We start from the raw sequence: 25,256 nt of genomic DNA, 5'->3' as shown, positions 1-25,256 counted from the left end.
TGCCGGTCGGCACGCGAGGCCCGGCCCCCGCACGACCGCTGCGCGTGTCGTGCGGGTTCGGCTGACCCGCACGGTCCGATCCGGCCGGTAACGTCGGAGAGGATGAACGTCGAACGGCACCCCACCGAGTTGATCACGTACTACGACGACAGCACCGGGGAGCGGGCCGGGCTGACCGCGGCCGAGGTGGGGCGGTGGAGCGCGGCGACCGCGGCGCTGCTCGCCGACGAGTGCGGGCTGAGGGCCGGGAGCCGGGCCGGGGTGCTGCTGCCGCCGCACTGGCAGACCGCGGTGGTGCTGCTCGGGGCGTGGGCGGCCGGGCTCGAGGTATCGTTCCGCGGCTGGGGCGCAGCCGGGTTGGACGGTGGCGGGCCGGAGCTGGACGTGACGTTCGTCGAGCGGCGGCGGGTGGACAGCTGGCTGGAGACGGTGCCGGTGGCGAGGCATCGGTTCGTGCTCGGCCTGGCGGGCGGCGGGGCGGCTGCTCCGGGCGTACCGGAAGGGTGGCGCGAATTTCTGCCCGCCGTGCGCGCGCATCGGGGCGCGGCCCCGCCGGAGCATCGCGCCGGGATCCTCGATCCGGCGACGCCGGACGGCACCACGGTCGGTGAGTACGGCGCGGTCGCCGCGGAGGTCGCGCGGTCGCGCGGCATCGGCGAGGGCGATCGGGTGCTGGTCGACGCGGCCGCCTCGGAGGAGCCGCTGATCTGGCTGCTGGCGCCGCTGGCCGCCGGCGCGTCGATCGTGCTCTGCGCCGGCCCGGACCGGTCCCGGCTCGACGAGCGGATCGCGGCCGAACGCGTGACATGCGTATGGTGATCTTCTTCCACTGTGGAACGGCGGGGCGGTAGCGTTCTGTCATGGAGGTTTTCGATCAACTCGCTGAGAAATATCAAGGCGAGCACAGCCATAATCCGTTCCAGGCGGCGCTGATCGAGCAGGTCAGTTCGCTGCTGCCGGCCGGCGCCTCGGTGCTCGACCTGGGCTGCGGCACCGGCGTTCCCACCGCCAAGGTTCTGACCGAGTCCGGCCACCGGGTGGTCGGGGTCGACATCGCCGAGGGGATGCTGCGGCTGGCCCGCGAGCAGGTGCCCGCGGCCGAGTTCGTGCACGCCAACTTCGCCGACCTGCCCGCTGACTTCGGGACGTTCGAGGCGGTGACCGCGTTCTTCTCGCTGCTCATGCTCAGCAAGGCCGACATCGAGCGGACCCTGGACAAGGTCGCGGGCTGGCTCAGGCCCGGCGGCCACTTCGCGATCGGCATGGTCAACTTCGACGCCGACAGCATCCCGATCGAGTTCATGGGCGTCCCGGTGACCGTTTCCGGTTATCTCGAGCCGGATCTCAAGGCGGTGCTGGAGGCGCACGGCTTCACCGTCGCCAGCATCGAGACGGTCTTCTTCACCCCGACCGACGGGCCGCAGGAGAGCCAGATCTTCGCGCTCGCCCAGCTCCCCGCATGATCCACGGCCCCGCTCCGGTGATCTAGGGTCGGGGCCGTGCCGACATACCACGCAGCCGACGGAACACCTCTGCACTACGACGACAGCGCGCCGGGCGACCGGCCCCCGGTGATCGTGCTGGCCGGGGGCGCGGCCCGGCACCCGGACTACCTGGGTGATCTCGCCGGGCTGCGCGAGCGGCACCGGCTGGTGGTCCCGCACCTGCGCGGTGTGGGGCACTCCCCCGGCGGGCTGGAGCCGGAGCGGGCCGGCTCCTACTGGCAGCAGGCCGGCGACCTGGAGGAGCTGCGCGAACAGCTGGGCCGGGACCGGCTGGTGATCGCCGGGCACTCGGCCGGGACCCGGCTGGCGACGGCCTACGCGGCGCGGTTCCCGGAGCGGGTCGCCGGGCTGGTGCTGATCACGCCGCCCGCCGGCCACCTGGTCGGCACGCCGCCGGACGCCGAGGAGCTGATCGCCCGGCGCCGGGGTGAGCCGGTCTTCGACGCCGCCGAGGCGGCCGTGAAGTCCGGGCCGGACCTGTCCGGATCGGCCGCCTTCACCGCCTGGCACCGGGCGTGCGCGCCGCTGAGCTACGCCGCCTGGGGTCCCGCCGAGCAGGCGCACGCGCGGGTCGGCGAGTGGGCGCTGCCCGCCGTGCAGGCCTACTTCAGCGTCGCACCGCCGGCCGACTTCGCCGCCCGCCTGACCCGGGTGACCGCGCCGGTGCTGGTGGTCGCCGGCGCGGAGGACTGCCTGACCGGGCTGGCCCCGGTGGTCGCGCTGGCCGGCCTCTTCCCGGCCGGTCGCGCCGAGGTGCTGCCGGCCTGCGGCCACTACCCGTGGGTGGAGCGGCCGCACGACTTCCGACGGGTGCTCGACGAGTATCTGTCACTCGTCGAAGTCGACCACCACCTTGGGTGACGCCGCCGTGCTCTGACAGGTCAGCACGAAGCCGGCGGCCAGCTCGGCGGGTTCCAGCGCGAAGTTGCGCCGCATCGTCACGTCGCCCTCGATCACCCGGGCGCGGCAGGTGCCACACACCCCGCCCTTGCAGGCGAACGGCAGGTCGGGCCGGGACCGCTGCACCCCGTCGAGCAGGGTGACGCCCTCCTCGACGGTGACCGTGGTGGCCCGCCCGTCCAGGTGCACGGTGATCTCGCTGCTCGGGCCACGGAACTCCGGCTCGGGACGGACCGGCTCGGGCGGCGCCTCGTCCACCCAGAACAGCTCGCGGTGCACCCGCTCCGGGGCGACTCCGGCCTCGCCGAGCACCTCGGTCGCGTCGGCCACCATGCCGTACGGCCCGCACAGCCACCAGTGGTCGACCGACGCCACGTCGATCAGCCGCGGCAGCAGCGCCCGCAGCCGGGCCGCGTCGAGGCGCCCGGAGAACAGGTCGGCCTCGCGCGGCTCCCGGGACAGCACGTGCACCAGCTCCAGCCGGGACGGGTGACGGTCCTTCAGGTCGGCGAGCTCCTCGGCGAACATCACCGTCTCGGCCCGGCGGTTGCCGTAGAGCAGGACGACCTCGGTGTCGGGCCGGCGCAGCAGGGAGGCCACGATGGACAGCACCGGGGTGATCCCCGACCCGGCCGCGATCAGCACGTGCCGCCCACCGGCCGCCAGGTCCGGGGTGAACGTGCCGGACGGCGGCGCGACCTCGACCAGGTCGCCGGGGCTCAGGTCACGCACGATCCAACTGGACACCGCGCCGCCGGGCACCTCGCGGACGCCGATCCGGGGCGCGGCGCCGTCCGGCGCGCAGATGGAGTAGGTCCGGCGCTCGTCGTCACGACGGACCGTCAGCGACTGCCCGGGCCGGAACGCGAACCGCTCGGTCAGCTCCGGCGGCACGGCCAGCGTGACCGCGACCGCGTCGGAGCACAGCCGGTCGACCGCGGCGACCCGTAGCGCGTGGAACTCGCCGATGGCCACCTCAGATCTCCTTCATGTGCTCGAACGGCTCCCGGCAGGCCGGGCAGCGACGCAACTCCCGGCAGGCGGTCGCGCCGAACGCGGCGACCGCCTCGGTCTCCGCGGACCCGCAGCGCGGGCACCGGACCGCGGACGGCCGGGGTGTCAGGGTGAGCGGGATCGGCCCGGCGGCCCGGCGCGGCGCCGCGCCGGGCGGCGCGATGCCGGCCTCGGCCAGCTTGCGGCGGCCGGATTCGCTGATCCAGTCGGTGGTCCAGGCGGGGGCGAGCACGGTACGCACCTCCACCTGAGCGAACCCGGCCCGCCGCAACGCCGTGGCGATGTCCGCGCGGATGCTCTCCATCGCCGGGCAGCCCGAGTAGGTCGGGGTGATCGTCACGACCACCCCGTCGCCGTCCTGCCGGACCTCCCGCACGATCCCCAGCTCGGCGAGGGTGACCATGGGGAGTTCCGGGTCGGTGACCGTGCCGACCACGGCCTGCGCGGTCACCAGGAACCGCCGGGGACGGCACGGGCCAGCTCCTGCATCTCGGCGAGGATCTCGGTCAGCGCCGCGGTGTGCCCGTCCCGCGCGCCCGGCGGCCCGGCCGGGATCACCGGAACGTCGATGGTCGCCGCGGTGAGCACCTGCGCGAACACCGTGTCGAACTCGGCGCGCACCCCGTCGCCCTGGAAGAACACCGCGTCGTCCTGGAACAGCTCCCCGATGAACGGGACGACCGCGGTGATCGCCGCGACCATCCGCTCGTGCGAGACGGCGGTGCCGTCGCCGAGCCGGACCACCCACTGCGCCGCGTAGTCCCGGTGGTAGGTCATCTCCTTGACGCCCTTCGCCGCGATCGCGGCCAGCACCGGGTCGGCGGCGGACGTCAGCCGGTCGAAGAGCGCCAGGCGCCACGTCGAGAAGACCAGCAGCCGGGCCACCAGGTGCGCGAAGTCGGCGTCGGCCAGCTCGGCGAGCCGGACGTTGCGGAACTCGTGCGGCTCCCGCCGGTACGCCAGATCGTCCTCGTCCCGCCCCGCCCCCTCGGCCTCCCCGGCCCGGGTGAGCAGCAGCCGCGCCTGCCCGAGCAGGTCGAGCCCGATGTTGGCCAGCGCCAGCTCGTCCTCCAGCTCGGGCGCCCGGGTCACCCACTGCTGCAACCGGTGCGACATGATCAGCGCGTCGTCGCCGAGCGCCAGGCAGAACGCGGCCAGGTCGGCGCGATCGATCCCGTCCGGGATCTCGGCCGGCACCCCGTGCAGTGGATCGGTGAAGCCGGTTCCGTACGCCCAGCGGGCGTCATCCTCGTGGTCGGTCAGCGCACCGTACGCCGTCGTCTCCGGCGCGGACGATGCAGGCCGGGCAGTGTCGTCGAAGGCCATCAGATGTGCGGAACCGAGTCGGGAATGGCGTAGTACGTCGGGTGCCGGTACACCTTGTCGGCACTCGGCTCGAACAGCGCCGCCTTGTCGTCGGGATCGCTGGCCACCACGTCGTCGGAGCGCACCACCCAGATGCTGACCCCCTCGTTGCGCCGGGTGTACAGATCCCGCGCGTGGTGCACCGCCATCGCGTGGTCGGCCGCCCGCAGCGAGCCCACGTGCACGTGGTTGAGCCCGCGCTTGGCCCGCACGAACACCTCGAACAGCGGCCACTCGTGCCGCACCTCGTCACTCATGATCCGCTCCTGTGCTTGGCGGCGTGCGCGGCAGCCGCCTCGCGCACCCACGCCCCGTCGCTGTCCGCCTGCTTGCGCCGCGCGATCCGCTGCCGGTTCAGCGGCCCGTCCCCGGAGATCACCTGCTTCAACTCGGCCCAGTCAGGCTGGCCGAAGTCGTAGTGCTCGCGATCGGCGTTCCAGCGCAGCGCCGGGTCGGGCAGCGTCACGCCGAGCGCGTCGGCCTGCGGCACGGTCATGTCGACGAAGCGTTGCCGCAGCTCGTCGTTGCTGTGCCGCTTGATCTTCCAGGCCATCGAGCGGGCCGAGTTCGGCGAGTCGCCGTCGGGCGGGCCGAACATCATCAGCGACGGCCACCACCAGCGGTTCACCGCGTCCTGCACCATGTCACGCTGGGTTTCGGTGCCGCCCATCATGGTCATCAGCAGTTCGTAGCCCTGCCGCTGGTGGAAGGACTCCTCCTTGCAGATGCGGATCATGGCGCGCGCGTACGGGCCGTAGGAGCTGCGGCAGAGCGGGACCTGGTTGCAGATCGCGGCGCCGTCGACCAGCCAGCCGATCACGCCGACGTCGGCGAAGCTCAGCGTCGGGTAGTTGAAGATCGACGAGTACTTCTGCCGGCCCTCGATCAGCCGCCGGGTCAGGTCACCACGGTCGGCGCCCAGGGTCTCGGCGGCGGAGTAGAGGTAGAGGCCGTGGCCGGCCTCGTCCTGCACCTTGGCCAGCAGGATCGCCTTGCGCCGCAGGGTGGGGGCGCGGGTGATCCACTCGCCCTCCGGCTGCATGCCGATGATCTCGGAGTGGGCGTGCTGGGCGATCTGCCGGATCAGCGTCTGGCGGTAGCCGTCCGGCATCCAGTCGCGCGGCTCCACCCGCTGATCCCGCGCGATCGTGTCGGCGAAGATCTGCTCACCCGGATCCGCCGGGCCGGGCGAACCCGAGCCCGGCGAAACCGAGCCAGCCGAAATCGACCCGGTCATGACGAAGCCGGCACGTGGTGCCGCGACTGAAGCGTGAAGAACCGCCCACTCACGAAGTAGTCATCGGTGAGCGAAGCCGTCGCCGCCGGATTCGCCCCGGTCCCGTGCAGGTCACTGAACGCCGCCGTCTGATTCACGAACACCCCACCGGTCAGGTTCTCCGACAGATGCACCCCGGCGTCCAGCGCCGCCTCCCGCGCCTGCTCCAGCACCGACGGCGACGTCGAGTGCACCAGCGCCGTCAACGCCCCGTGCGCCCGCACCGTCTCCGTGAAGATCCGCAGACTGTGCTCGGTCGAGTCCGTGGTGATCAGGAACGACACCGGCCCGAACCACTCCCGCGTGTAGGCCTTGTCGTCCGCCGCGTCCAGCCGCAACACCACCGGCGTCCGGATGGTCGCCCCCGGGAATTGCTCGTCGGCCACCGGAGCCGGCGCATGCACCACCCCGGGCGACCCGGCCGCCTCGGTCAGCCGGTCCAGCACCCCGTCGTTGACGATCGCGCCGAGCGTGCCGGCCGCCCGTTTCGGGTCTCCGAGCAGCTTGTCCAGCGCGGCGGCCAGGTCCGCCCCGAACTCCTCCGGGGTGCGGCGCCCGTCGCCGGTCTCGATGCCGTCCCGCGGGATCAGGAGGTTCTGCGGCGTCGTGCACATCTGTCCGCTGTAGAGCGACAGCGAGAACGCCAGGTTGCGCAGCAGCCCGCGGTAGTCGTCGGTGGAGTCGAGGACGACCGTGTTCAGCCCCGCCTTCTCGGTGTAGACGACCGCCTGCCGCGCGTTCGCCTCCAGCCAGTCGCCGAACGAGCTCGACCCGGTGAAGTCGACGATCCGCACGTCGGGGTGGGTCGCCAGGGTGGCCGCGATCCCGTCGCCGGGCTCCTCGGCCGCGAGCGTGACGACGTCCGGGTGGAGGCCGGCCTCGGCCAGCACCTCGCGGCAGATCTGCACCGTGATGGCGAGCGGCAGGACCGCGCCGGGGTGCGGCTTGACGATCACCGGGTTGCCGGTGACCAGGCTGGCGAACAGGCCGGGATAGCTGTTCCAGGTCGGGAAGGTGGTGCAGCCGATCACGAGGGCGACGCCGCGGCCGACCACGGTGCCGGTCTTGGTCATCGCGAGGGGGTCGCCGCCGCGCTGCGGCTTGGACCAGGAGGCCCGCGCCGGCATCCGGGTGGTGGCGGCGAGGGCGTACGCGATCGCCTCCAGCGCGCGGTCCTGCGCGTGCGCGCCGCCGGCCTGGAAGGCCATCACGAACGCCTGGCCGGAGGTGTGCTGCACGGCGTGCGCCATCTCGAAGATCCGCGCGTTGATCCGCTTCAGGATCTCTGCGGCGATCCCGGCACGGCCCTCGGGGCCGACCGCGCGCCAGGCCGGGATGGTGGCGCGGGCGGCGGCGACCAGGGCGAGCGGGTCGGCCTTGGGGTAGCTGACGCCGAGCTCGATGCCGTAGGGCGACTGCTCGGTCGCGACCGTGCCGGTGGCGCCGGGCACGTCGATCGGGAACTGCTTGCCGAGCAGCGCGGTGAAGGCTCGCTCGCCGGCGGGCGCGGCGTCCTCGCCGTACACGGATTTGCTCGGCGACTCGGGGAACGCGGACCAGTAGTCGCGGGCGGCGGCCGCTGCGATCGCGCGATCGAGGAGCTCACGGTGGGTGGCGTACAGGTCTGCGGGTGAGGTCACCCCTCCGTTTTACCAACCCATCGGTCGGTTATTCAAGCCCTAAGGTGTCTGACCATGGACACCGCCCGACCCGCCACGCGCCGTCGCGGCCGCCCCGGTCACGACCTGGACGCGGTGCTGGCCGCCGCGGTCCGCCTGTTCAACGCCCGCGGCTACGACGCGACCAGCATGTTCGACGTGGCGGAGGCGCTCGGCATCACCAAGTCCACGCTCTATCACCACGTCAGCGGCAAGGAGCAGCTGCTGGCGATGGCCGTGGACCGGGCCGTGGACGGCCTCTTCGAGGCCGCGACCCAAGTTCAAGATCAACAGACCACGGCTACCGTACGCCTCCAAGAGCTGGTCAGGCGCAGCGTCCTGGTCCTCGCCGAGCGCCTCGAGTTCGTCACCCTGCTGCTGCGCGTGCACGGCAACAGCGAGGTGGAGCAGCACGCCCTGGCCCGTCGCCGGGAGTTCGACGCCCTCGTCACCGAGCTGGTCAAACAGGCGCAGGCGGAGGGCGGGATCCGCGCCGACGTCGATCCGGCGACCGCCGCGCGCCTGCTGTTCGGCATGGTCAACTCGCTGGTCGGGTGGTATCGCCCGGAGCGCGGGCACCCGGAGACGATCGCCGCGACCGTGGTCCGGCTGGCCTTCGACGGACTTCGGACAATCGATACAACAGATGATCAAGGCGTCCAAGAGGAACAATGAGTTAACCTTGGTCCAGGCGGGTAGGAATATCCCCAGCGGCTCGGCCGCGCGCGGGACGGATCCGCCCGGAGACCGGGTGTCATCGCCGCCAACGGCGTCGGCGATGACACTCCCGCGCCTGCTTCGTCTCAGTCGTACAGTTTCGGCCGGTCCACCAGGGTGACCGTGACCGGTTCGCCGGTCCGCAGCGCCCGCACCGCCGCCTCGGAGACAACCGCCGCGGCATAGCCGTCCCACGCCCCGGGCCCGTCCGGCGGCCCGCTGCCGGCCGCCGACGCCGCCCAGTCCCGCAGCTCGACGTCGTAGGCCGCGCCGAACCTGTCCCGCCAGTCCGCCGGCACCGGCCCGCCCACCTGTCCCGCCCGCCGCACCGCGACCAGCCCGGGATCGCCCAGCGACACCGTCCCGTCCTCGCCGAGGATCTCGCCGCGGATGTCGTAGCCGTACCGGACGTTCACCGAGAGCTCCACGTCGACCAGCACCTCGTTGGCCAGCTCCAGCACGAGCAGCAGCGGGTCCGGCAGCTCACCGGCGTTCCGGCTGGCCCGGGGCCGGAGCACCCGCACCCGGACGATCTCGCTGCCGAACATCCAGCGCACCAGGTCGATCTCGTGCACCGCGGTGTCGGTGATGATGTTGTCCGGCTGGTAGAAATCGGGCACGCCGGCGTTGCGGTGCGCGCAGTGCATCATCAGCGGCGCCCCGATCACCCCGCTGTCCAGCACCTGTTTCAGCGCCCGGTACGCGGCGTCGTACCGTCGCATGTAGCCGACCTGGACCAGCCGGCTGCCGTGCCCGGCCTCGGCCGCCATGATCCGCAAGCAGGCCTGCTGGCTGGTGGCCAGCGGCTTCTCGCAGAACACCGGCTTGCCGGCCGCGATCGCGGCGAGCACGTACTCCTCGTGCGTGCCGCCCCACGAGCAGACCACCACGGCGTCCACGCCCGGCGAGGCGATCAGCTCCCGCCCGTCGGGGTGCGCGACCGCCCCGATCCCGGCGGCCACCCGGGCCGCCAGCTCACCATCCACATCGGCCACCGCGACGACGGAGACGCCGGCCTGCACGGTCCGCATCCGCCGGATGTGGTCCCGCCCGATCATGCCGGTCCCGATCACCCCGACCCGCAGGCTCATGCCGCCACCCCCGCTGCGTTCCGGCACCGGCCTGGGCACACGACTGAGCCGGCCGATGCGCTCGCCACCTCGGTCATGAGGGCCGGTCCAGCTCGCGGGCGAGTTCGGCGAGCTCGTCCCCGCCGGCCATCTGGGTGGTCAGCTCCGCGAGGGTGACCTCGCCGCGCCGCGCGTCGAGCACGGCCGCGCCCAGTTTCAGGATCACGAAGTGGTCCCCGACCAGGTAGGCGTGCTGCGGATTGTGGGTGATGAAGACGACCCCGAGGCCGGCGTCGCGTGCCGCGGCGATGTATTTCAGCACCACCCCGGACTGCTTGACCCCGAGCGCGGCGGTCGGCTCGTCCAGGATCAGCACCCGGGCGCCGAAGTAGACCGCCCGCGCGATCGCCACGCACTGCCGCTGCCCGCCGGACAGGGTCCCGATCGGCTGGTTGATGTCGGACACGGCGATGCCCATCTTGCGCAGCTCCTCATCCGCGATCCGGCGCATGTCCCGGATCCGCATCCCGGCCAGCGGGTAGCGCCCGGACACCAGCTCGGAGCCGAGGAAGAAGTTGCGCCAGACCTCCATCAGCGGCACCACCGCCAGGTCCTGATACACCGTGGCGATGCCGAGGTCGAGCGCCTCGCGCGGCGAGCCGAAGGACCGGGCCACCCCGTCCACCGTCAGCGTTCCGGCGCTGTGCGGGTGCAGCCCTGAAATGATCTTGATGAGGGTCGACTTGCCGGCCCCGTTGTCGCCGAGCACGCAGGTCACCTCGCCGGCCGCGACCCGCAGGTCGACGTCGCGCAGCGCGCTGATCGGGCCGTAGGACTTGCCCACGCCGGCCAGCTCGACCAGCGGCTCGCCGCGGCGCAGGCCACGGTCCGCGTGGTCGGCCAGGGTGTCAGTCACGTCGGCTCTCCTTCCCGGACGCCGCGAGCGCGGGGGCCGGTGGATCGGCCACGGACGCGAACGCGGCCGGCGACGACGACAGGCGTTTGACGTACGTGTTGACCAGCACCGCCAGCAGGAGCATGACGCCGAGGAACGCCTTGAACCAGTTCGGGTCCCATCCCGCGTAGACGATGCCGAGGCTGGTCGTACCGAAGATGAAGGCTCCGATCGCGACGCCGAAGGCGTTGCCGAACCCGCCGGTCAGCAGCGTCCCGCCGACCACCGCCGCGATGATGTAGAGGAACTCGTTGCCCACCCCGTTACCGGCTTGCAGGGTGTTGAACCGGTACAGCAGGTGCATGCCGACGAACCAGCCGAGGAACGACACCGTCATGAACAGCCCGATCTTGGTGCGCACCACCGGCACACCCACGGCCCGGGCACTGCTCGCCGAGCCGCCGACCGCGTAGATCCAGTTCCCGATCCGGGCCCGCTGCAACGTCCAGGCCGCCACCACGACGAAGAGCGCCCACCACAGTACGGTGATCCACACGGTCGCGTCGCCCAGCGGGAAACTCCAGGCGAAGACCTTCCGCAACGAGGCGAACCCGTCGATCGCGCTGATGTCGCGGCTCGACACCGACCCGGTGACCAGCTTCGTCACCCCGAGGTTGGCGCCCTGCAGGACGAAGAACGTGCCGAGCGTGATCAGGAAGCTGGGTATCCCGGTCCGCATCACCAGCCACCCGTTGAGGAACCCGACGGCCAGGCAGAACGCCAGCGACAGCAGCGCGCCGGCCCACAGGTTGACCCCGAGGTACCAGCAGAACATCGAGTTGACCAGCCCGGCGCTGATGGTGATCACGCCGGCTGACAGGTCGAACTCGCCGCCGATCATCAGCAGCCCGACGCCGACCGCGACGATGCCGATCGTCGACGACTGGTAGAGCACCGTGCAGAACGCCGCCAGGGACCGGAACGACGGTGCCACCAGCAGGAAGAACACGAAAATCACCAGGGCCGCCACCAGCGCGCCCGTCTCGGGGCGCGCCAGCAGCCGGAGGAACCGCCTCACCGGGTGTTCTTCTCGGTGAACGGCAGGATCTTCTCGATGTTGGCGGAGTCCACGAAGGACGGGCCGGTCAGCACCGGCTTGCCGCCACCGATGTCGTTGCCGTTCTTGAGATACAGGTAAAGCGAGGTGACCGACATGTAGCCCTGCACGTACGGCTGCTGGTCGATGGCGAACTCGACCGAGCCGTCCTTGATCTTCTTGGCGATGTCCGTGTTCAGGTCGAAGGTGGCCAGTTTGGCCTGCGACGACGCCTGCTGCTTGGCGTTGATCGCGTCCAGGGCGACCTGGGCGTTCAGCGCCACGATGTAGTCGATCGACTTGTCCTGCGCCAGTTTGGCCTGCAACGTGGTGGTCACCGCACTGTCGTCGGCACCGTTGACCTGGATGTTCTCCGTGCCGGGCACGGCGCTCTTGACGCCGGCGCAGCGAGCTTCCAGGGACACCGAGCCGGTTTGGTGGATGACGCAGAGCGGGTGCTTGACGCCCTGGCCGGCGATCCGCTTGCCGAGGCTGGTGCCCGCGAGGGACTCGTCGGAGCCGAAGTACATCAGCGCGCCGAGCTGCTGGTACTGGTCGATGCCGGCGTTCAGCCCGACCACCGGGATGCCGGCCGTGGTGGCCGACTTGACCGCGCCGGCCAGCGCGTCCGGGGTGACCAGGGTGGTGGCGATGCCGTTGACCTTGGCGTCGACCGCGCTCTGGATAAGCTGGGCCTGCTTGGTGGCGTCCGGGTCGTTGGAGTACTTCAGGCTGACGCCGGTGTCCTTGGCCGCCTGCTCGGCCCCGGCGCGCACCTTGTCCCAGAACGCGTCGCCCGGCGTCTCATGGGTCACGAAGGCGACCGTGTAACCGGAGCTGCCGGCCGCGTTGCCGCCGCCGCTGTCACTGTCGGTCTTGGTGTCGTCCTTGCCGCCGCTGCTGCACGCGGCGAGGGCGAGGACTGTTACCGCGGCCGCGGCGAGAAAGGGCCTCATGAGTCGAAATCTCCTGTCTCCTCGAGATACCTGCGGGTACGGATCGCGATCGGCAGCGGAACATCGAAGTCGCACGGGTACATGTCCTGCTCGACCACGCAGAAGAGGTCGGCGCCCAGGGCGGCGAGGGCGGCGAGCACGGCGGGCATGTCGGGTGCGCCGGCCGGCGGCGGGACGCTCACCCCCAGCCGGACGGCCTGGGCGAAGGCGAGATCCTCGGCTTCCGCGCGCAGAGCCAGTGCCGGGTCCATCTGCTTTAAATGGACATATCCAATTCGAGACGGATATTTCGTGATGAGTTGGAGAATGTCGGCTCGGCGGTACGCCAGGTGTCCGACGTCCAGACACAACGACACGAACCGCGGATCGGTCCCGTCCAGGAATCGCTCCACCTGCGCCTGGTACTCCACCTGGTAGTCGGCGTGTGGGTGGAACCGCAGGCTGAGCCCGTACTCCTCGGCGAGCATCCGGCCCAGGGTGCCGGTGTTCACCAGGAGGTCGCGCCACTGGGTGTCACTCAGCGTGGACGCCTCCCGATAGCCCCCGGTCGCGTCGTCCCGGTAACCGGGCACCGGCACGAACACCACGTTGCGGCCACCGGCGGCGCGGGTCAGCTCGGCGACGCGCCGGGTCTCCGCCAGCACGGCGGGAAAGTCGCGGTGCGGTCCGCCGACCCCGCCGACCGTGCCTGCCGCACAGCGCAGCCCGCGTGCGGCCAGCTCGTCGGCCAGCCGCGCCGGATCGGTGGGCAGATAGCCGTACGGGCCGAGCTCCAACCAGCGGTAACCTGCCGACGCCAGCTCGTCGAGGAACCGGGACCACGGGGTCTGTGCCGGGTCGTCGGCGTACCAGACGCCCCACGAGTCGGGGCAGCTGCCGAGCCGCAGCATCCCGCTCACCGCGCCGTCGGGAAGTGCAGCGACGCCTCGGTGAGCGCATCCTCACCCGGCCAGCGCTGGGTGACCACCTTGGCCCGGGTGTAGAACGCCACCCCCTCCGGCCCGTAGATGTGGCTCTGCCCGAACAGCGAGTCCTTCCACCCGCCGAACGAGTGGTACGCCATCGGCACCGGGATCGGCACGTTGATCCCGATCATCCCGACGTGCACGCCACGCTGGAACCGGCGGGCGGCGGCGCCACTGCCGGTGAACAGCGCCGTGCCGTTCCCGTACGGATTGCTGTTGATCATTTCGATGGCGTCGTCCACCGTCGGCGCGCGCAGCACCGACAGCACCGGCCCGAAGACCTCCTCGCGGTAGACGTCCATCCCGGCGCCGACCCGGTCCAGCACGGTCGGCCCGACGAAGAACCCGTTCTCGTACCCGGGAACCTTGAGCCCGCGCCCGTCCACCGCGAGCGTCGCGCCCTGCCGCTCCCCCGCCGCGATCAGGTTCTCGATGCGCTCCTTGGCGGCCGGGGTGATCACCGGGCCCATCTCGCTGGCCGGGTCCCGCCCCGGGCCCACCACCACCTCACCGGCCTTGCGGCTGACCCGGTCCACCAGCTCGTCGGCGGCGCCGCCGACGGCGACCGCCGCGGAGATCGCCATGCAGCGCTGCCCGGCCGAGCCGAACGCGGACGCGGACAGATGGTCGGCGGCGAAGTCGAGGTCGGCGTCGGGCAGCACCACCGCGTGGTTCTTGGCGCCGCCGAGCGCCTGCACCCGCTTGCCCGTCGCGCTCGCCTGCTGGTGGATGTAGCGGGCGATCGGCGTGGACCCGACGAACGACACCGCGGCGATCCCCGGGTGGGCCAGGATCGCGTCGACCGCGACCCTGTCGCCGTGCACCACGTTGAAGACGCCGTCCGGCAGCCCGGCCTCGCGCCACAGCTCGGCCACGAAACCGGACACCGACGGATCGCGTTCGCTGGGCTTGAGCACGAACGTGTTGCCGCAGGCGATCGCGATCGGGTGCATCCACATCGGCACCATGGCCGGGAAGTTGAACGGGGTGATGCCGGCGCAGACGCCGAGCGGCTCCCGGAAGTCGAAGACGTCGACGCCGGCCGACGCCTGATGCGAGTAGGAGCCGGCCACCAGCGACGGGATGCCGCAGGCGTACTCGATCACCTCCAGGCCGCGCTGGATCTCGCCGGCCGCGTCGGAGAGCACCTTGCCGTGCTCGTCCGAGACGATCTCAGCGAGCCGCCCGGCCCGCGCGTTGACCAGCTCGCGGAACGCGAACAGCACCTTGGTGCGGCGGCTCAGCGACTCCTCGCGCCAGCCCTCGAAGGCGGCCGCGGCCGCGGTGACGGCGGCGTCCACATCGTCCGGTTCACCGAGCAGCACCTCGTGCTGTTGCTGTCCGGTCGCCGGTTGATACACCGGCGCCCGCCGGGTGGACACGCCGGCCGTGAACCGGCCGCCGATCCAGTGCTCGATCACTGTCATGTCTCATCAGCCTCCGGGTCGCAGGTGATGCCGCTGGTCGCGCTTGCCCTCCAGGTATCCGGCCCGGGCGTGCCGGGTGCTGTGCAGGGTGGCCACCTCGGCCACCGGGACGTCCCACCAGGACTCCGAGCTGGGTCCGGCGGCGAGCGGGTCGGTCTCGATGTGCACCACGGTCAGCCGGTCCGCCTCCCGCGCCTGCTTCAGGCCCTCGGCCAGGTCGGCCGCGGTCCGGCAGCGGATCACCGCGGCGCCCAGGCTCTCCGCGTTCATCGCCAGGTCGATCGGGAGCAGCGCGCCGTCGTAGTCGCCGGTCTGCGCGCTCTTGAACCGGTAGCTGGTGCCGAACCGCTGCGAGCCGACCTGCTCGGAGAGCGCGCCGATCGAGGCGAACCCGTGGTTCTGCACCAGCACCACGATCAGCTTCACGCCCTCGGCGATCGCGGTGACGATCTCCTGCGCCATCATCAGGTAGGACCCGTCGCCGACCAGCACGTACACCTCCCGGCTGGGGTCGGCCAGCTTGATCCCGACGGCGCCGGCGATCTCGAAGCCCATGCAGGAGTAGCCGTACTCGACGTGGTACTGCTTCGGATCGCGGGCCCGCCACAGGCGTTGCAGGTCGCCGGGCAGGCTGCCGGCCGCCTGCACCACGACGTCGCGTGCTCCGCACGCGTCGTTCACCACCCCGATCACTTCGGCCTGGGTGGGCAGGTGGTTGCGCTTGCTTCCCCGGTACGCCCGGTCCACCGTCGCGTTCCAGGCCGCCACGTCGTCGTGGAAGTCACCGGTGAAGCGCCGGCCGTGCAACGCCGGCCGCAGCGCCGCCAGCCCGGCCCGGGCGTCCGCGACCAGCGGCAGCGCGGCGAGCTTGCCGGCGTCGAAACCGGCCACGTTGAGGTTGACGAACCGGACCTGAGGATGCCGGAACGCGGTCCGCGAGGCGGTGGTGAAGTCGGAGTACCGGGTGCCGATACCGAGCACCACGTCGGCGTGCCCGGCCAGCCGGTTCGCCACCGGGCTGCCGGTCGCGCCGATCCCGCCGACCGCGTTCGGGTGATCCCAGCTGAGCGCGCCCTTGCCGGCCTGGGTGTCGGCGACCGGGATGCCGGTCTCCCGGGCGAACCGGTCGAGCTGCGTGGTCGCCTCGGAGTAGATGACGCCGCCACCGGCGACGATCAGCGGGCGGCGGGCGCCCCGGATCACCGCGGCGGCGCGCTCCACGGCGAGCGGGTCCGGGGCCGGCCGGGTGACGTGCCAGATCCGCTCGGCGAACAGCTCGTCCGGAAACTCGTACGCCTCGGTCTGCAGGTCCTGCGGGAGGCAGACCGTGACCGCCCCGGTCTCCACCGGGTCCGTCAGGACCCGCATCGCGCCGAGCAGCGCCGCCGGCAGCTGCTCGGGCCGCCACACCCGGTCGAAGAACCGGGAGAGCGGGCGGAACGCGTCGTTGACCGAGACGTCGCCGAACCGCGGATCCTCCAGCTCCTGCAACACCGGGGTGGCCACCCGGCCGGCGAAGACGTCCGACGGGAGCAGCAGCACCGGCAGCCGGTTGACGGTGGCCAGGGCGGCGCCGGTGAGCATGTTGGTGGAGCCGGGACCGATCGAGGCGGTGCAGGCCATCGTGGACAGCCGGTTGCGCATCCGGGCGTAGCCCACCGCGGTGTGCACCATCGCCTGCTCGTTGCGGGCGAGGATGTAGGGCATCTCCGACCGCGCCGATCCCGCCTGGCCGGTCCGCTGCGCCTGGAGCAGCGCCTGCCCGATCCCGGCCACGTTGCCGTGCCCGAAGATGCCCAGGAACCCGGCGACGGCCCGTTGCCGGATGCCGTCGCGCTCGGTGAACTGGTTCGCCAGGAATCGCACCACCGCCTGCGCGACGGTGAGCCGGTGCTTCACATCCGCCTCCGCTCCCGGGCCGTGGTCAGCGGCAACCGAGAATCGATCTTCTGAGTCGTCCAGGTGCCGCGGACCCAGTCGTGCGCCGGGTCGTCGCGGATCAGCCAGCGGCGCTCGCCGGGACCGGCCATCACGTTCAGGTAGTAGAGGTCGTACCCGGGCGAGGCCATCGACGGCCCGTGCCAGCCGTACGGGATCAGCACCACGTCGCCGGTGCGCACCTCGGCGCACACGTCGATCGGCCGGTCCGGGTTGCCGTAGACCCGCTGGTACGCGCAGCCGGGCCGGCCGGACGGCGACGGCGCCACCTCGAAGTAGTAGATCTCCTCGAGCCGGCTCTCCTCGTGGCTCTCCTCGTCGTGCTTGTGCGGCGGATACGACGACCAGTTCCCGCCCGGGGTGAGCACCTCGACCGCGATCAGCGCCTCCGCCTCGAACGACTCCGGGGTGCAGAAGTTGTTGACCTGGCGGCTGGTCTGCCCGGCCCCGCGCAGCTCGACCGGCACCTCCTCGGCCGGGCCGTACCGGAACGGCAGCTGCCGCTCGGCCCGGGCGGCGGGCAGCGCGAACCGTCCGCCGTTCGGCGCCCGCAGGGTGATCACGGTGTCCCGCGGCAGGTAGGCGAAGTCGGTGACCCGGGAGAAGACCGAGCGGCGGCCGGTCAGCGTGAGGCGCTCGTCGTCGCAGGCCACGTCGCAGCCGCCGGAGAGCGGCAGGACCAGCATCTCGTCGTTGCCGGTGACGAACTTGACCCGGCCGCCGACCGGCAGGTTCACCACCCGCAGGCCGCTGTGCAGCCAGCCGGCGGTCTCCGGGCCGACCACGACCTCGAACGGGCGCTCGGCGGTGCTGCCCCGCCGGACCAGCGGGTTGACCCGGGTCTCAGCCATGCCCGGCTCCCAGCAGGTCACGGACCTCGTGTTCGGCGGGCATCGCGTCGGCGCAGGCCAGCCGCCCGGCGACCAGCGCCCCGGCGGCGTTGGCGAAGTCGAGGACCGCCGGCAACGGCCAGCCGTGGAGGAGGCCGTGGCAGAGCGCGCCCCCGAAGGCGTCCCCGGCGCCGAGCCCGTTGACCACCTCGACCCGGACCGGCGCGGATCGGGCCCGCTCGGTGCGGCTGACAGCGATCACCCCGGCCGGCCCCTGCTTGATGACCGCGAGCTCCACACCGGACTCCAGCAACGCGGCCGCCGCGGCCTCCGGGTCGCGGGTGCCGGTCGCGATCTCCACCTCGTCCAGGTTGCCGACCGCGACGGTGGTGTGGGCCAGTGCCTCGGCGTAGATTTCCCGGGCCGGCGAGTCCCAGAACATCGGTCGCCAGTCGAGGTCGAAGACCGTGATGCCTGACTTATCTCGATTTTTCAGGGCAGTGAGGGTGGCTTCGCGGCTGGGTTCGGCGCTCAGGCCGGTGCCCGTCACCCAGAAGACTCCGGCAGCCCGGATCGCCGCCATGTCCAGCTCATCCGGAAATATCGCTATATCCGGGGCCTTGGGGTACCGGTAGAAGTAGAGCGGGAATCGATCCGGCGGAAAGATCTCACAGAAGGTCACCGGCGTCGGCAGCCCGTCGACCACCCCGACGAACCGGTCGTCCACCCCGAATCCGCGCAGCGCGAGCCGCAGATACTCGCCGAACGGATCAGCGCCCACCCGGGTGATCACGGCCGCCCGCCGCCCGTACCGAGCCGCCGCCACCGCCACGTTGGACGGACTCCCGCCGAGGAACTTGGCGAAGGTCCGCACCTCGGCCAACCCCACGCCGGCCTGCTCCGGATACAGGTCGACGCCGATCCGCCCCATGGTCAGGACCTCGTATGCGGGCATGTCCGTCCCTCCGGCCATCCACCCGGGAGGGTCAGGTCCCGTGCGGTCACGGACGCGATGAACCAAGCCGTCAGCCGTCGGTGATCGTCCAGCGACGCTGAGTGGACCTGGTTCCGATGTAATTACGGCTGTGCGCCCACGTCAATAGCCGCACCGAAACGGACGGGGGCACGAGCGCTCGAGCTCGTGCCCCCGTCCCGCGCCCCCCGGGGTCAGGAAACCGGCCGCCACATCCGGTAGAACGGCGTGCCGTCGGGCAGGTAGATCTCGAACGGGTCCATCGCGGTGTAGCCGTACCGGCGGTAGAGCCGCACGTTGTTGTCGTTGGTGGCCTCCAGGTACGCCGGCAGGCCCTGCGCCTCCAGGAGGTCGTGCACGTTCTTCATCAGCGCGCCGCCCAGCCCGCGCCCCTGCTCGCCCGGCCGGACCGCGAGGAACTGGAGGTGCCAGTGCTGCTCGGCGGGGTGGTTCTTCTCGAACAGCTCGCCCAGCGCCTCGAACCGCTCGAGGTGCTCCCCGGACAGCTCGGTGAGCCGCTCCAGGTACTCCGGGAACTCGGGCAGCGGGGTGACCCGGTCGAACCAGACCGCGGCGGCCGCCAGCCCGCCGTCCGGGTGGTCGACGACCTCGACCCTGCCGTGGCTGAAGGCGTACTCGGTCTCCAGCGTGAAGAACTCGGCCATCACCCGTTCGCGGTCCTCGGGCACCGGCACCAGGTAGGCGTCCGCGTCCAGGTGGTTGAACGAGTGCGAGATCAGCGCGCCGACCGCGGCGAGCTCGTCGGCGCGGGCCGGACGGATCACCGGGCTCACGGCGTCGTTCGCAAGCTCGCTCATCGGCCGGCACCCGGGCCGGCGCCCTCGTTCAGCGCGGCGGCGAAGCCACCGCCACTGGTCGCGCTGCTGGCGCCGAGGCCGATGCCGGAGTAGACCTGCGGCCGGGTGGCGCGCAGGAAGAATGCCCACAGGATGCCGCCGAGCAGCAGCACCCCGAACGACGCCGGCACCACGACGGCCGGCTTGCTGCCCGGCTCGACGCCGAGCAGCGTGGCGATGTTGTCCAGGGCCAGGTAGGAGACCACGACCAGGAGCACCGCGCTGATCACCGGGGCGACGATCCGGTGCAGCACGTCCTCGCCCTCCGGGTGCCGGGCGAAGTAGCCGATGACCGCGAACGCGGTGAGCGTGATCAGCAGCAGGACGCCGAGGCCGCCGCCGGTGCCGCCCCAGAAGAAGAGCTGGACCAGCGGGTCCCAGCCCATCACCGCGTAGAGCGCGACGACGATCAGGCCGACCGCGGACTGGGCGAGGGAGCCGTTCTTCGGGGCGCCGGTGCCCGGCACGGTGCGGCCGAACAGGCGCGGCAGCACGCCCTCACGGCCCAGCGAGAACATGTACCGCGAAATGATGTTGTGGAACGAGATCATCGCGGCGATCAGCGAGGTCAGGAACAGGATGTGGCCGAGGTGCAGCGCGATGTCGCCGAGCGGGCCGGCGGCCAGGTTGAAGAAGAGCTCGGGGCCCTCCTCGGCGGCCTTGCCGACCACCTGGTCGGGACCGGCCGCGGAGATCATCGCCCAGGAGGCGAACGCGTAGAGCACGGCGATCAGGGCGATCGCGATGTAGGTGGCCCGGGGCACGGTACGCCGCGGGTCGCGGGACTCCTCGCTGAACACCACCGACTGCTCGAAGCCGACGAAGCCGGTGATCGCCATGACCAGCAGCGCGCCGGAGCCGGCGCCGGTCAGGGTGGAGACGTCGACCGGGGCGGCCGAGGGGTGGAAGCCGGAGGAGAGGATCTCGGCGACGCTGAAGATCACGGTCAGCGCGATCTCGGCGACCAGCAGGGTGGCCAGCACCTTCCCGTTGACCGCGACGTCGCGCACCCCGAGGACGCCGACCAGTGCCCAGGCGACCAGGGCGAACGACCACCACGGCGCGTCCACGCCGAACCAGTCGACGAACAGCGGCTGGGCGATGGCGCCGAAGCCGCCGTACGAGGCGACCTGGAACATGTTGTAGGCCAGCAGCGCGACCCAGGAGGCGCCGACGCCGGTCGGCCGGCCGAGGCCGCGGGCCACGTAGGCGTAGAACGCGCCGGCGTTGGAGATGTGCCGGGCCATCGCGACGTAACCGACCGAGAAGATCGCCAGGACCAGCGCGACCGCGACGAAGGCGATCGAGATGCCGGTCAGGCCGGTGACCGCGAGACCGGTCGGGACCACACCGGCGACGACGGTGAGCGGGGCGGCCGCGGACATCACGAAGAAGACCACGGCGGCGACGCCGAGGCGGTCCCGGGCCAGGGCATTGGAGAGTTGACTCTCCGCGGGCTGGGTTGCGGTCGAGGACACGAACATCTCCAGGGTTTATGAGGGGGGTTGGTGAGAGGGCTTCAGGCGCGGCGGGCCATCACGGCGTCGCCGACAGCGGCCTCGGCGTGTGCGACGAGCTGCTGCAGCATCGCCGGGAACAGCCGGCGGAACTGGTCGAACAGGTGGGCCCGGTCCCGGGCGTTGAGCGTGGCGAGCACGTGCTGGTCCAGGCCGGTGGCCAGGATCAGCCCGGCGAGCAGCAGGTCGGCCACGTCGAGCTGCTCGTCGCGGGAGACCTTGGTGCGCAGGCGGGTGGCCGGCCAGCCGGCGGTCATCGAGTCGGCCGGCACCATCGAGATCTTGGTGCCGAGCAGGCCGCGTTTCTCCTGCCGTTTGATCAGGCCGCCTCGGGCGAGCCGGCGTTCGACCAGGTCGGTGGCGATGCCGGTGGACAGGTAGGCGATCCAGTTGCGCACACCGTGCTGACCCGCCTCGCGGCGGATCTGCTCCAGCAGGGCGGTGGTGGCGGCGTCGCCGGTCGGGCGCTCGTCGATGACGAGCAGCTCGGTCTCGACCAGGTCGATGCGACGCCACAGCATCAGCTCGCCGAGCAGCGCCGCGCCGAGACCCAGGCCGAGGGTGGCCGGGGACAGCAGCGACTTGCCGCGAATCGTGTCATGTGCGGTCAGGTACAGATCGTCCGCGGGCGGTAGCTGCGGCGGTGACGCCACGGCTGAGTCTCCTCTCGACGCTATGGGAATGCCCGCGCAGTTCACCGAAAGTAGTCAAGGTGAGTTTCACGAACACTTGCGTAGCGCTCCCCGCAGCGCGACCGAAAGGTAGCCTGCCAAACCCGATCGGATCTCGCAACGTCCAAACAGGACTAGGCACCATTCCATTATGGGCGAAGTTGATCACACGCTCTGCCTGGGATTTCGAGCATCGATCAATAATCCGCCGCGAGGCTGGAAATCGCCTGGCCCTTAACGTTCCGGAAACGTCCATCGATATGTTTCAGCAGCGGTGACCGGTCGACACAGCGTGACAAATCAAGATCAAAAATTACCGTACGTAAGTTTCCGCCGGGATAGTTGAAGAATCAAGCATCTCCGCGTACGGTGGTCTCAGGTAGTTGAAGTTTCAACGGAGGTCCCCGTGCGGATGCCCACCCTGTTCCTGAGCCACGGCGCGCCGCCCTTGGTCGACGACCCGACCTGGGTCGCGCAGCTGCGGGACCTGGCCGCCATCCTGCCCCGGCCCAAGGCGATCCTGATGGCCTCGGCACACTGGGAGTCGGCCCCGCTGATGCTCGGCGCCACCGAGACGGTCCCGCTGGTCTACGACTTCGGCGGCTTCCCCCAGCACTATTACGAGGTGCAGTATCGGGCGCCCGGCGCCCCGGTGCTGGCCGACCAGGTCGCCGCCCTGATGCCGGACGGCGAGCCGGTCGCCCGCACCCGCCGCGGCCTCGACCACGGCGCCTACGTGCCGCTCACGGTGATGTACCCGGAGGCCGACATCCCGGTGCTCCAGATGTCGCTGCCCACCCTCGAGCCGGACAGGCTGCTCGACCTCGGCGCCCGGCTGGCCCCGCTGCGTGACGAGGGCGTGCTGATCGTCGGCTCCGGCTTCACCACGCACGGCCTGCCGTTCCTGCGCGACTGGCGCCCGGACGCGGCCGCGCCCGGCTGGTCCCGCGAGTTCGACGCGTGGGCCGCCGAGACCCTGGCCCGCGGCGCCGTCGACGAGCTGGCCGACTTCCGGGCGCTGGCCCCCGGGATGCCCTACGCCCACCCGACCATCGAGCACTTCGCCCCGATGTTCCTCACCCTGGGCGCCTCCGGCACTCCCGACAAGGCCCCCGACCAGCCCATCGACGGCTTCTGGATGGGCCTGGCCAAGCGCTCCTTCGTCACCGCCTGAGCCCCCTCACCACCCACCCAAGCCCTCCTCCGTCACCGCCCGAGCACTCCTCACCACCCGCCCAAGCCCTCCTCCGTCACCGCCCGAGCACTCCTCACCACCCGCCCAACGCCCACCGCCCGAGCACTCCTCACGCGGGGCCGGTCGCCGCGACTCCCCTCGCGACCGATCGACGGCCCCGCACCGGGCCGAGCGCGCCGGACCGATCACTTCTCCCCCCTGGTCCGGCGCGCTCCGGCTCACCACGGCCGCCGGGCGACGGTCCCAGGGATCTTCCAGGGAATTCGGTGCATTCTTTGCAGGATTTCCGGGGATGCTTTGAGGATGCTTGAGGTCACCGCGCTCGGCTGGACCCTGACCATCGGCGTCATCGTCGCCCTGCTCGCCCTCGACCTGACGTTGGGGGTGTTGCGTCCGCACGTCGTCGGTTTCCGCGAGGCCGCCGGCTGGTCGATCTTCTACATCGCCGTCGCGATCGCGTTCGGCCTGGTCTTCGCGCAGATCGCCGGCTGGACATATGGCACGGAGTACTTCGCCGGCTACATCGTCGAGAAGAGCCTGTCCGTCGACAACCTGTTCGTCTTCGTCATCATCATGAGCACCTTCGCCGTCCCGGAGCGTTACCAGCAGGAGGTGCTCACCTTCGGGATCATCATCGCGCTGGTCCTGCGGGTCATCTTCATCGCGCTCGGCGCCACGCTGCTGAACATGTTCTCGTTCATGTTCCTGACCTTCGGGCTGATCCTGATCTACACGGCCGTGCAGCTCTTCCGGCACCGCGACGAGGATCCAAGCATCGAGGACAACGCCCTGGTCAGAGCCGGTCGCCGCCTGCTGCCGGTCACCGACGACTACGTCGAGGGCAAGATGATCACCCGGGTCGACGGCCGGCGGATGGTCACCCCGCTGTTCCTCGTGCTGCTGGCGATCGGCAGCACGGACATCCTGTTCGCCCTCGACTCGATCCCCGCCGTCTTCGGCGTCACCGAAGAGGCATACATCGTCTTCGTCGCCAACGCTTTCGCCCTGCTCGGCCTGCGAGCCCTGTTCTTCCTGGTCAAGGGCCTGTTAGACCGCTTGGTCTACCTGTCCACCGGCCTCGCCGTGATCCTCGCCTTCATCGGCGTCAAACTGGTCCTGCACTGGGCCCACAAGGCCATCAGCGACGCGGTCCCCGAGGTCAGCACCCCTGTCTCCCTCATCGTGATCATCGGAATCCTGGTCATCACCACCGTCGCCAGCCTGATCAAATCCCGCCGCGACCCGTCCCTCAAGGCCCACGCCGGCAGCCTTCACCACCACCCCGACCACCAACCCCAGGACTAACCCCATTCATCGGTACGCGCGGCCAGCCACCCGGCCGCGCCACCCGGACCGAGCACAGAAGGCCAGGCCGGCGCTGGCTGGTTCCGTGGCTTCGGCGGAGCTGGCGGCCTCCTCGGTGAGCACGGGCTCGATGGGGCCTCGGGCGGAGCGGGGAAGTCACCCAAGGTCGCCGGTCGGCGGTTGGCGGTCGCCGGTCGCCGGTCGGCGGCGGTTGGCGGTCGCCGGTCGGCGGTCGGCGGCGGTTGGCGGTCGCCGGTCGGCGGCGGTCGGCGGTTGGCGGTTGGCGGTCGGCGGCGGTCGGCTGCGGTCGGCGGTTGGCGGTTGGCGGTCGGCGGCGGCCGGCGGCGGTCGGCGGTTGGCGGTTGGCGGTCGCCGGCCGGCGGCGGTCGGCGGTTGGCGGTCGGCGGTCGCCGGTCGGCGGCGGTCGGCGGTTGACGGTCGGCGGTCGCCGGTCGGCGGCGGTTGGCGGTTGGCGGTCGGCGGTCAGGTCCGGTTCGGGGGCGCGATCCCAGCCCGCAGCGGCCGGGGCTTGGCGCCGACTCAGCCCCGACCGAATCCAACCCCGAGTCGCCGTCACCGGGACCGAGCTGACCGGGGCCACGTCGTCGAGTGTCTGTGGTCGACGCCCTGGCGCGGGACCCACCAGGTCGGAGCCGAGCACAGAACGCCAGGCCACGCCACTCCGACCGAGCACGAAAAGTGTGCCCCGCCACGCCACTGGGACCGAGCAACGAAAGCAGACACGGCCGGGCCGCTCGACCGGGTGTCGACAACGGGGCGCCCGCTTGAACAGCCGCTGCACGCCTCCGGCGAACTCTCCGCCCGTGCCTTTCGACGCGTCCTGCCACAGCCCCTCGCCGGACGGGGCGCCAAGACGGTGGACCGGCGCCATCAATGTGCGGCTTGGCGGTGACCCGACCGTGGCTGCGGAAGTACCGATGGACCGGGATGCCCAGTCCTCCTCCCGCAACGCTCGGCGCACCCGGAGAGCCGCCACCATCCGTCTTCATTTCGGCCACGAAGGAAATGAAACCGTGAACGCTCCACGCCGCTCCAAAGGGCTCCTCGGAATCCCCAGCATAAATAGAGATTCAGGATTCCATTTCTTGAACCCGAATCACCCGAC

The 25,256-nt window shown here is 71.3% G+C and carries 24 protein-coding genes; 6 read left to right on the top strand and 18 right to left on the bottom strand.

All coding sequences use genetic code 11. From position 1 onward, the window contains the following. The first annotated feature begins 102 nt into the window (after window positions 1-102). The 3 genes from Aiant_RS36605 to Aiant_RS36595 are packed head-to-tail and all read left to right on the top strand — an operon-like array spanning window position 103 to window position 2,366. Window positions 103-819: a TIGR03089 family protein gene (locus Aiant_RS36605; RefSeq protein ID WP_189331674.1), complete on the top strand. Its 717-nt coding sequence runs from the start codon at window positions 103-105 to the stop codon at window positions 817-819. A gap of 41 nt (window positions 820-860) precedes the next feature. Beyond that, window positions 861-1,463, top strand: a complete 603-nt coding sequence (locus tag Aiant_RS36600) for a class I SAM-dependent methyltransferase (protein WP_189331675.1) — start codon at window positions 861-863, stop codon at window positions 1,461-1,463. Between the two features lie 36 nt (window positions 1,464-1,499). Further along, window positions 1,500-2,366 (top strand): alpha/beta fold hydrolase, encoded by an 867-nt coding sequence (locus Aiant_RS36595; protein WP_189331676.1) that lies wholly within the window; start codon window positions 1,500-1,502, stop codon window positions 2,364-2,366. Here Aiant_RS36595 and paaE read toward each other — a convergent pair. The 6 genes from paaE to paaN form a co-directional block, all read right to left on the bottom strand. Next, entirely contained in the window at window positions 2,334-3,380 is a 1,047-nt protein-coding gene (paaE, locus tag Aiant_RS36590; RefSeq protein WP_189331677.1) for a 1,2-phenylacetyl-CoA epoxidase subunit PaaE, read from the bottom strand. The two genes, Aiant_RS36595 and paaE, sit on opposite strands and share 33 nt — an antisense overlap. Window position 3,381: 1 nt before the next feature. After that, the gene (gene paaD / locus Aiant_RS36585) at window positions 3,382-3,873 is read right to left on the bottom strand and encodes a 1,2-phenylacetyl-CoA epoxidase subunit PaaD (protein WP_189331865.1); all 492 of its coding nucleotides are present in this window, start codon (window positions 3,871-3,873) and stop codon (window positions 3,382-3,384) included. Then, window positions 3,867-4,745, bottom strand: coding sequence for a 1,2-phenylacetyl-CoA epoxidase subunit PaaC (gene paaC / locus Aiant_RS36580; RefSeq protein ID WP_189331678.1), 879 nt, complete (start codon window positions 4,743-4,745; stop codon window positions 3,867-3,869). The genes paaD and paaC overlap by 7 nt, the downstream gene beginning before the upstream one ends. Continuing rightward, window positions 4,745-5,041 carry a 1,2-phenylacetyl-CoA epoxidase subunit PaaB gene (paaB, locus tag Aiant_RS36575; RefSeq protein ID WP_189331679.1) on the bottom strand — a complete coding sequence of 99 codons (297 nt, stop codon included), beginning with the start codon at window positions 5,039-5,041 and terminating at the stop codon, window positions 4,745-4,747. Before paaB ends, paaC begins: the two co-directional genes overlap by 1 nt. Further along, complete coding sequence (gene paaA, locus Aiant_RS36570; RefSeq protein WP_229830317.1) at window positions 5,038-5,895, bottom strand: 1,2-phenylacetyl-CoA epoxidase subunit PaaA; 858 nt, start codon at window positions 5,893-5,895, stop codon at window positions 5,038-5,040. The genes paaB and paaA overlap by 4 nt, the downstream gene beginning before the upstream one ends. A gap of 122 nt (window positions 5,896-6,017) precedes the next feature. Next, window positions 6,018-7,700, bottom strand: coding sequence for a phenylacetic acid degradation protein PaaN (gene paaN / locus Aiant_RS36565; protein WP_189331681.1), 1,683 nt, complete (start codon window positions 7,698-7,700; stop codon window positions 6,018-6,020). 54 nt (window positions 7,701-7,754) lie between these two features. Between paaN and Aiant_RS36560 the strand changes: the two genes are divergently transcribed. Then, a complete protein-coding gene (locus Aiant_RS36560; RefSeq protein ID WP_189331682.1) occupies window positions 7,755-8,393 on the top strand; it encodes a TetR/AcrR family transcriptional regulator in 639 nt (212 codons plus the stop codon). A 128-nt stretch (window positions 8,394-8,521) separates the two neighbouring features. Here Aiant_RS36560 and Aiant_RS36555 read toward each other — a convergent pair whose 3' ends face one another. The 12 genes from Aiant_RS36555 to Aiant_RS36500 form a co-directional block, all read right to left on the bottom strand. Further along, window positions 8,522-9,526, bottom strand: coding sequence for a Gfo/Idh/MocA family protein (locus Aiant_RS36555; protein WP_189331683.1), 1,005 nt, complete (start codon window positions 9,524-9,526; stop codon window positions 8,522-8,524). Window positions 9,527-9,599: 73 nt separating this feature from the next. Beyond that, window positions 9,600-10,421: an ATP-binding cassette domain-containing protein gene (locus Aiant_RS36550; RefSeq protein ID WP_189331684.1), complete on the bottom strand. Its 822-nt coding sequence runs from the start codon at window positions 10,419-10,421 to the stop codon at window positions 9,600-9,602. Then, window positions 10,414-11,478, bottom strand: a complete 1,065-nt coding sequence (locus Aiant_RS36545) for an ABC transporter permease (RefSeq protein ID WP_189331685.1) — start codon at window positions 11,476-11,478, stop codon at window positions 10,414-10,416. The genes Aiant_RS36550 and Aiant_RS36545 overlap by 8 nt, the downstream gene beginning before the upstream one ends. Next, a complete protein-coding gene (locus Aiant_RS36540; protein WP_189331686.1) occupies window positions 11,475-12,452 on the bottom strand; it encodes a substrate-binding domain-containing protein in 978 nt (325 codons plus the stop codon). The genes Aiant_RS36545 and Aiant_RS36540 overlap by 4 nt, the downstream gene beginning before the upstream one ends. Then, the gene (locus tag Aiant_RS36535) at window positions 12,449-13,342 is read right to left on the bottom strand and encodes a sugar phosphate isomerase/epimerase family protein (RefSeq protein ID WP_189331866.1); all 894 of its coding nucleotides are present in this window, start codon (window positions 13,340-13,342) and stop codon (window positions 12,449-12,451) included. Before Aiant_RS36535 ends, Aiant_RS36540 begins: the two co-directional genes overlap by 4 nt. Window positions 13,343-13,347: 5 nt before the next feature. Beyond that, entirely contained in the window at window positions 13,348-14,844 is a 1,497-nt protein-coding gene (locus Aiant_RS36530; protein WP_189331687.1) for a CoA-acylating methylmalonate-semialdehyde dehydrogenase, read from the bottom strand. Window positions 14,845-14,850: 6 nt separating this feature from the next. After that, window positions 14,851-16,743, bottom strand: coding sequence for a 3D-(3,5/4)-trihydroxycyclohexane-1,2-dione acylhydrolase (decyclizing) (gene iolD, locus Aiant_RS36525; protein WP_189331688.1), 1,893 nt, complete (start codon window positions 16,741-16,743; stop codon window positions 14,851-14,853). Next, window positions 16,740-17,633, bottom strand: a complete 894-nt coding sequence (gene iolB / locus Aiant_RS36520) for a 5-deoxy-glucuronate isomerase (RefSeq protein ID WP_189331689.1) — start codon at window positions 17,631-17,633, stop codon at window positions 16,740-16,742. The genes iolD and iolB overlap by 4 nt, the downstream gene beginning before the upstream one ends. Next, window positions 17,626-18,567 (bottom strand): 5-dehydro-2-deoxygluconokinase, encoded by a 942-nt coding sequence (gene iolC / locus Aiant_RS36515; protein WP_189331690.1) that lies wholly within the window; start codon window positions 18,565-18,567, stop codon window positions 17,626-17,628. Before iolC ends, iolB begins: the two co-directional genes overlap by 8 nt. 212 nt (window positions 18,568-18,779) lie before the next feature. Further along, window positions 18,780-19,403 (bottom strand): GNAT family N-acetyltransferase, encoded by a 624-nt coding sequence (locus Aiant_RS36510; protein WP_189331691.1) that lies wholly within the window; start codon window positions 19,401-19,403, stop codon window positions 18,780-18,782. After that, entirely contained in the window at window positions 19,400-20,920 is a 1,521-nt protein-coding gene (locus tag Aiant_RS36505; RefSeq protein ID WP_229830273.1) for an APC family permease, read from the bottom strand. The genes Aiant_RS36510 and Aiant_RS36505 overlap by 4 nt, the downstream gene beginning before the upstream one ends. A 41-nt stretch (window positions 20,921-20,961) precedes the next feature. Further along, entirely contained in the window at window positions 20,962-21,612 is a 651-nt protein-coding gene (locus tag Aiant_RS36500) for a GOLPH3/VPS74 family protein (RefSeq protein WP_189331693.1), read from the bottom strand. A 430-nt stretch (window positions 21,613-22,042) separates the two neighbouring features. On the opposite strand from Aiant_RS36500, the gene Aiant_RS36495 reads away from it, so the two are divergent. Then, window positions 22,043-22,804 carry a dioxygenase family protein gene (locus Aiant_RS36495; RefSeq protein ID WP_189331867.1) on the top strand — a complete coding sequence of 254 codons (762 nt, stop codon included), beginning with the start codon at window positions 22,043-22,045 and terminating at the stop codon, window positions 22,802-22,804. Window positions 22,805-23,128: 324 nt separating this feature from the next. Further along, on the top strand, window positions 23,129-24,130 hold the full coding sequence (locus tag Aiant_RS36490) for a TerC family protein (protein WP_189331694.1): 1,002 nt from the start codon (window positions 23,129-23,131) through the stop codon (window positions 24,128-24,130). Window positions 24,131-25,256: the final 1,126 nt, after the last annotated feature.

This window comes from Actinoplanes ianthinogenes (assembly GCF_018324205.1).
Taxonomy (GTDB): Bacteria; Actinomycetota; Actinomycetes; order Mycobacteriales; family Micromonosporaceae; genus Actinoplanes; species Actinoplanes ianthinogenes.
This window is presented reverse-complemented; position numbering and strand designations above follow the sequence as displayed.

Excerpts from the sequence above, each read along its gene's own strand:
- Aiant_RS36530 (WP_189331687.1), bottom strand. The coding sequence starts at position 14,844 with ATGACAGTGATCGAGCACTGGATCGGCGGCCGGTTCACGGCCGGCGTG.
- Aiant_RS36490 (WP_189331694.1), top strand. The coding sequence starts at position 23,129 with ATGCTTGAGGTCACCGCGCTCGGCTGGACCCTGACCATCGGCGTCATC.
- iolC (WP_189331690.1), bottom strand. The coding sequence starts at position 18,567 with ATGCCCGCATACGAGGTCCTGACCATGGGGCGGATCGGCGTCGACCTG.
- paaB (WP_189331679.1), bottom strand. The coding sequence starts at position 5,041 with ATGAGTGACGAGGTGCGGCACGAGTGGCCGCTGTTCGAGGTGTTCGTG.
- Aiant_RS36605 (WP_189331674.1), top strand. The coding sequence starts at position 103 with ATGAACGTCGAACGGCACCCCACCGAGTTGATCACGTACTACGACGAC.
- iolB (WP_189331689.1), bottom strand. The coding sequence starts at position 17,633 with ATGGCTGAGACCCGGGTCAACCCGCTGGTCCGGCGGGGCAGCACCGCC.
- paaA (WP_229830317.1), bottom strand. The coding sequence starts at position 5,895 with ATGCCGGACGGCTACCGCCAGACGCTGATCCGGCAGATCGCCCAGCAC.
- Aiant_RS36560 (WP_189331682.1), top strand. The coding sequence starts at position 7,755 with ATGGACACCGCCCGACCCGCCACGCGCCGTCGCGGCCGCCCCGGTCAC.
- Aiant_RS36555 (WP_189331683.1), bottom strand. The coding sequence starts at position 9,526 with ATGAGCCTGCGGGTCGGGGTGATCGGGACCGGCATGATCGGGCGGGAC.
- Aiant_RS36535 (WP_189331866.1), bottom strand. The coding sequence starts at position 13,342 with ATGCTGCGGCTCGGCAGCTGCCCCGACTCGTGGGGCGTCTGGTACGCC.
- paaC (WP_189331678.1), bottom strand. The coding sequence starts at position 4,745 with ATGGCCTTCGACGACACTGCCCGGCCTGCATCGTCCGCGCCGGAGACG.
- Aiant_RS36495 (WP_189331867.1), top strand. The coding sequence starts at position 22,043 with ATGCCCACCCTGTTCCTGAGCCACGGCGCGCCGCCCTTGGTCGACGAC.
- Aiant_RS36600 (WP_189331675.1), top strand. The coding sequence starts at position 861 with ATGGAGGTTTTCGATCAACTCGCTGAGAAATATCAAGGCGAGCACAGC.
- Aiant_RS36540 (WP_189331686.1), bottom strand. The coding sequence starts at position 12,452 with ATGAGGCCCTTTCTCGCCGCGGCCGCGGTAACAGTCCTCGCCCTCGCC.
- Aiant_RS36510 (WP_189331691.1), bottom strand. The coding sequence starts at position 19,403 with ATGAGCGAGCTTGCGAACGACGCCGTGAGCCCGGTGATCCGTCCGGCC.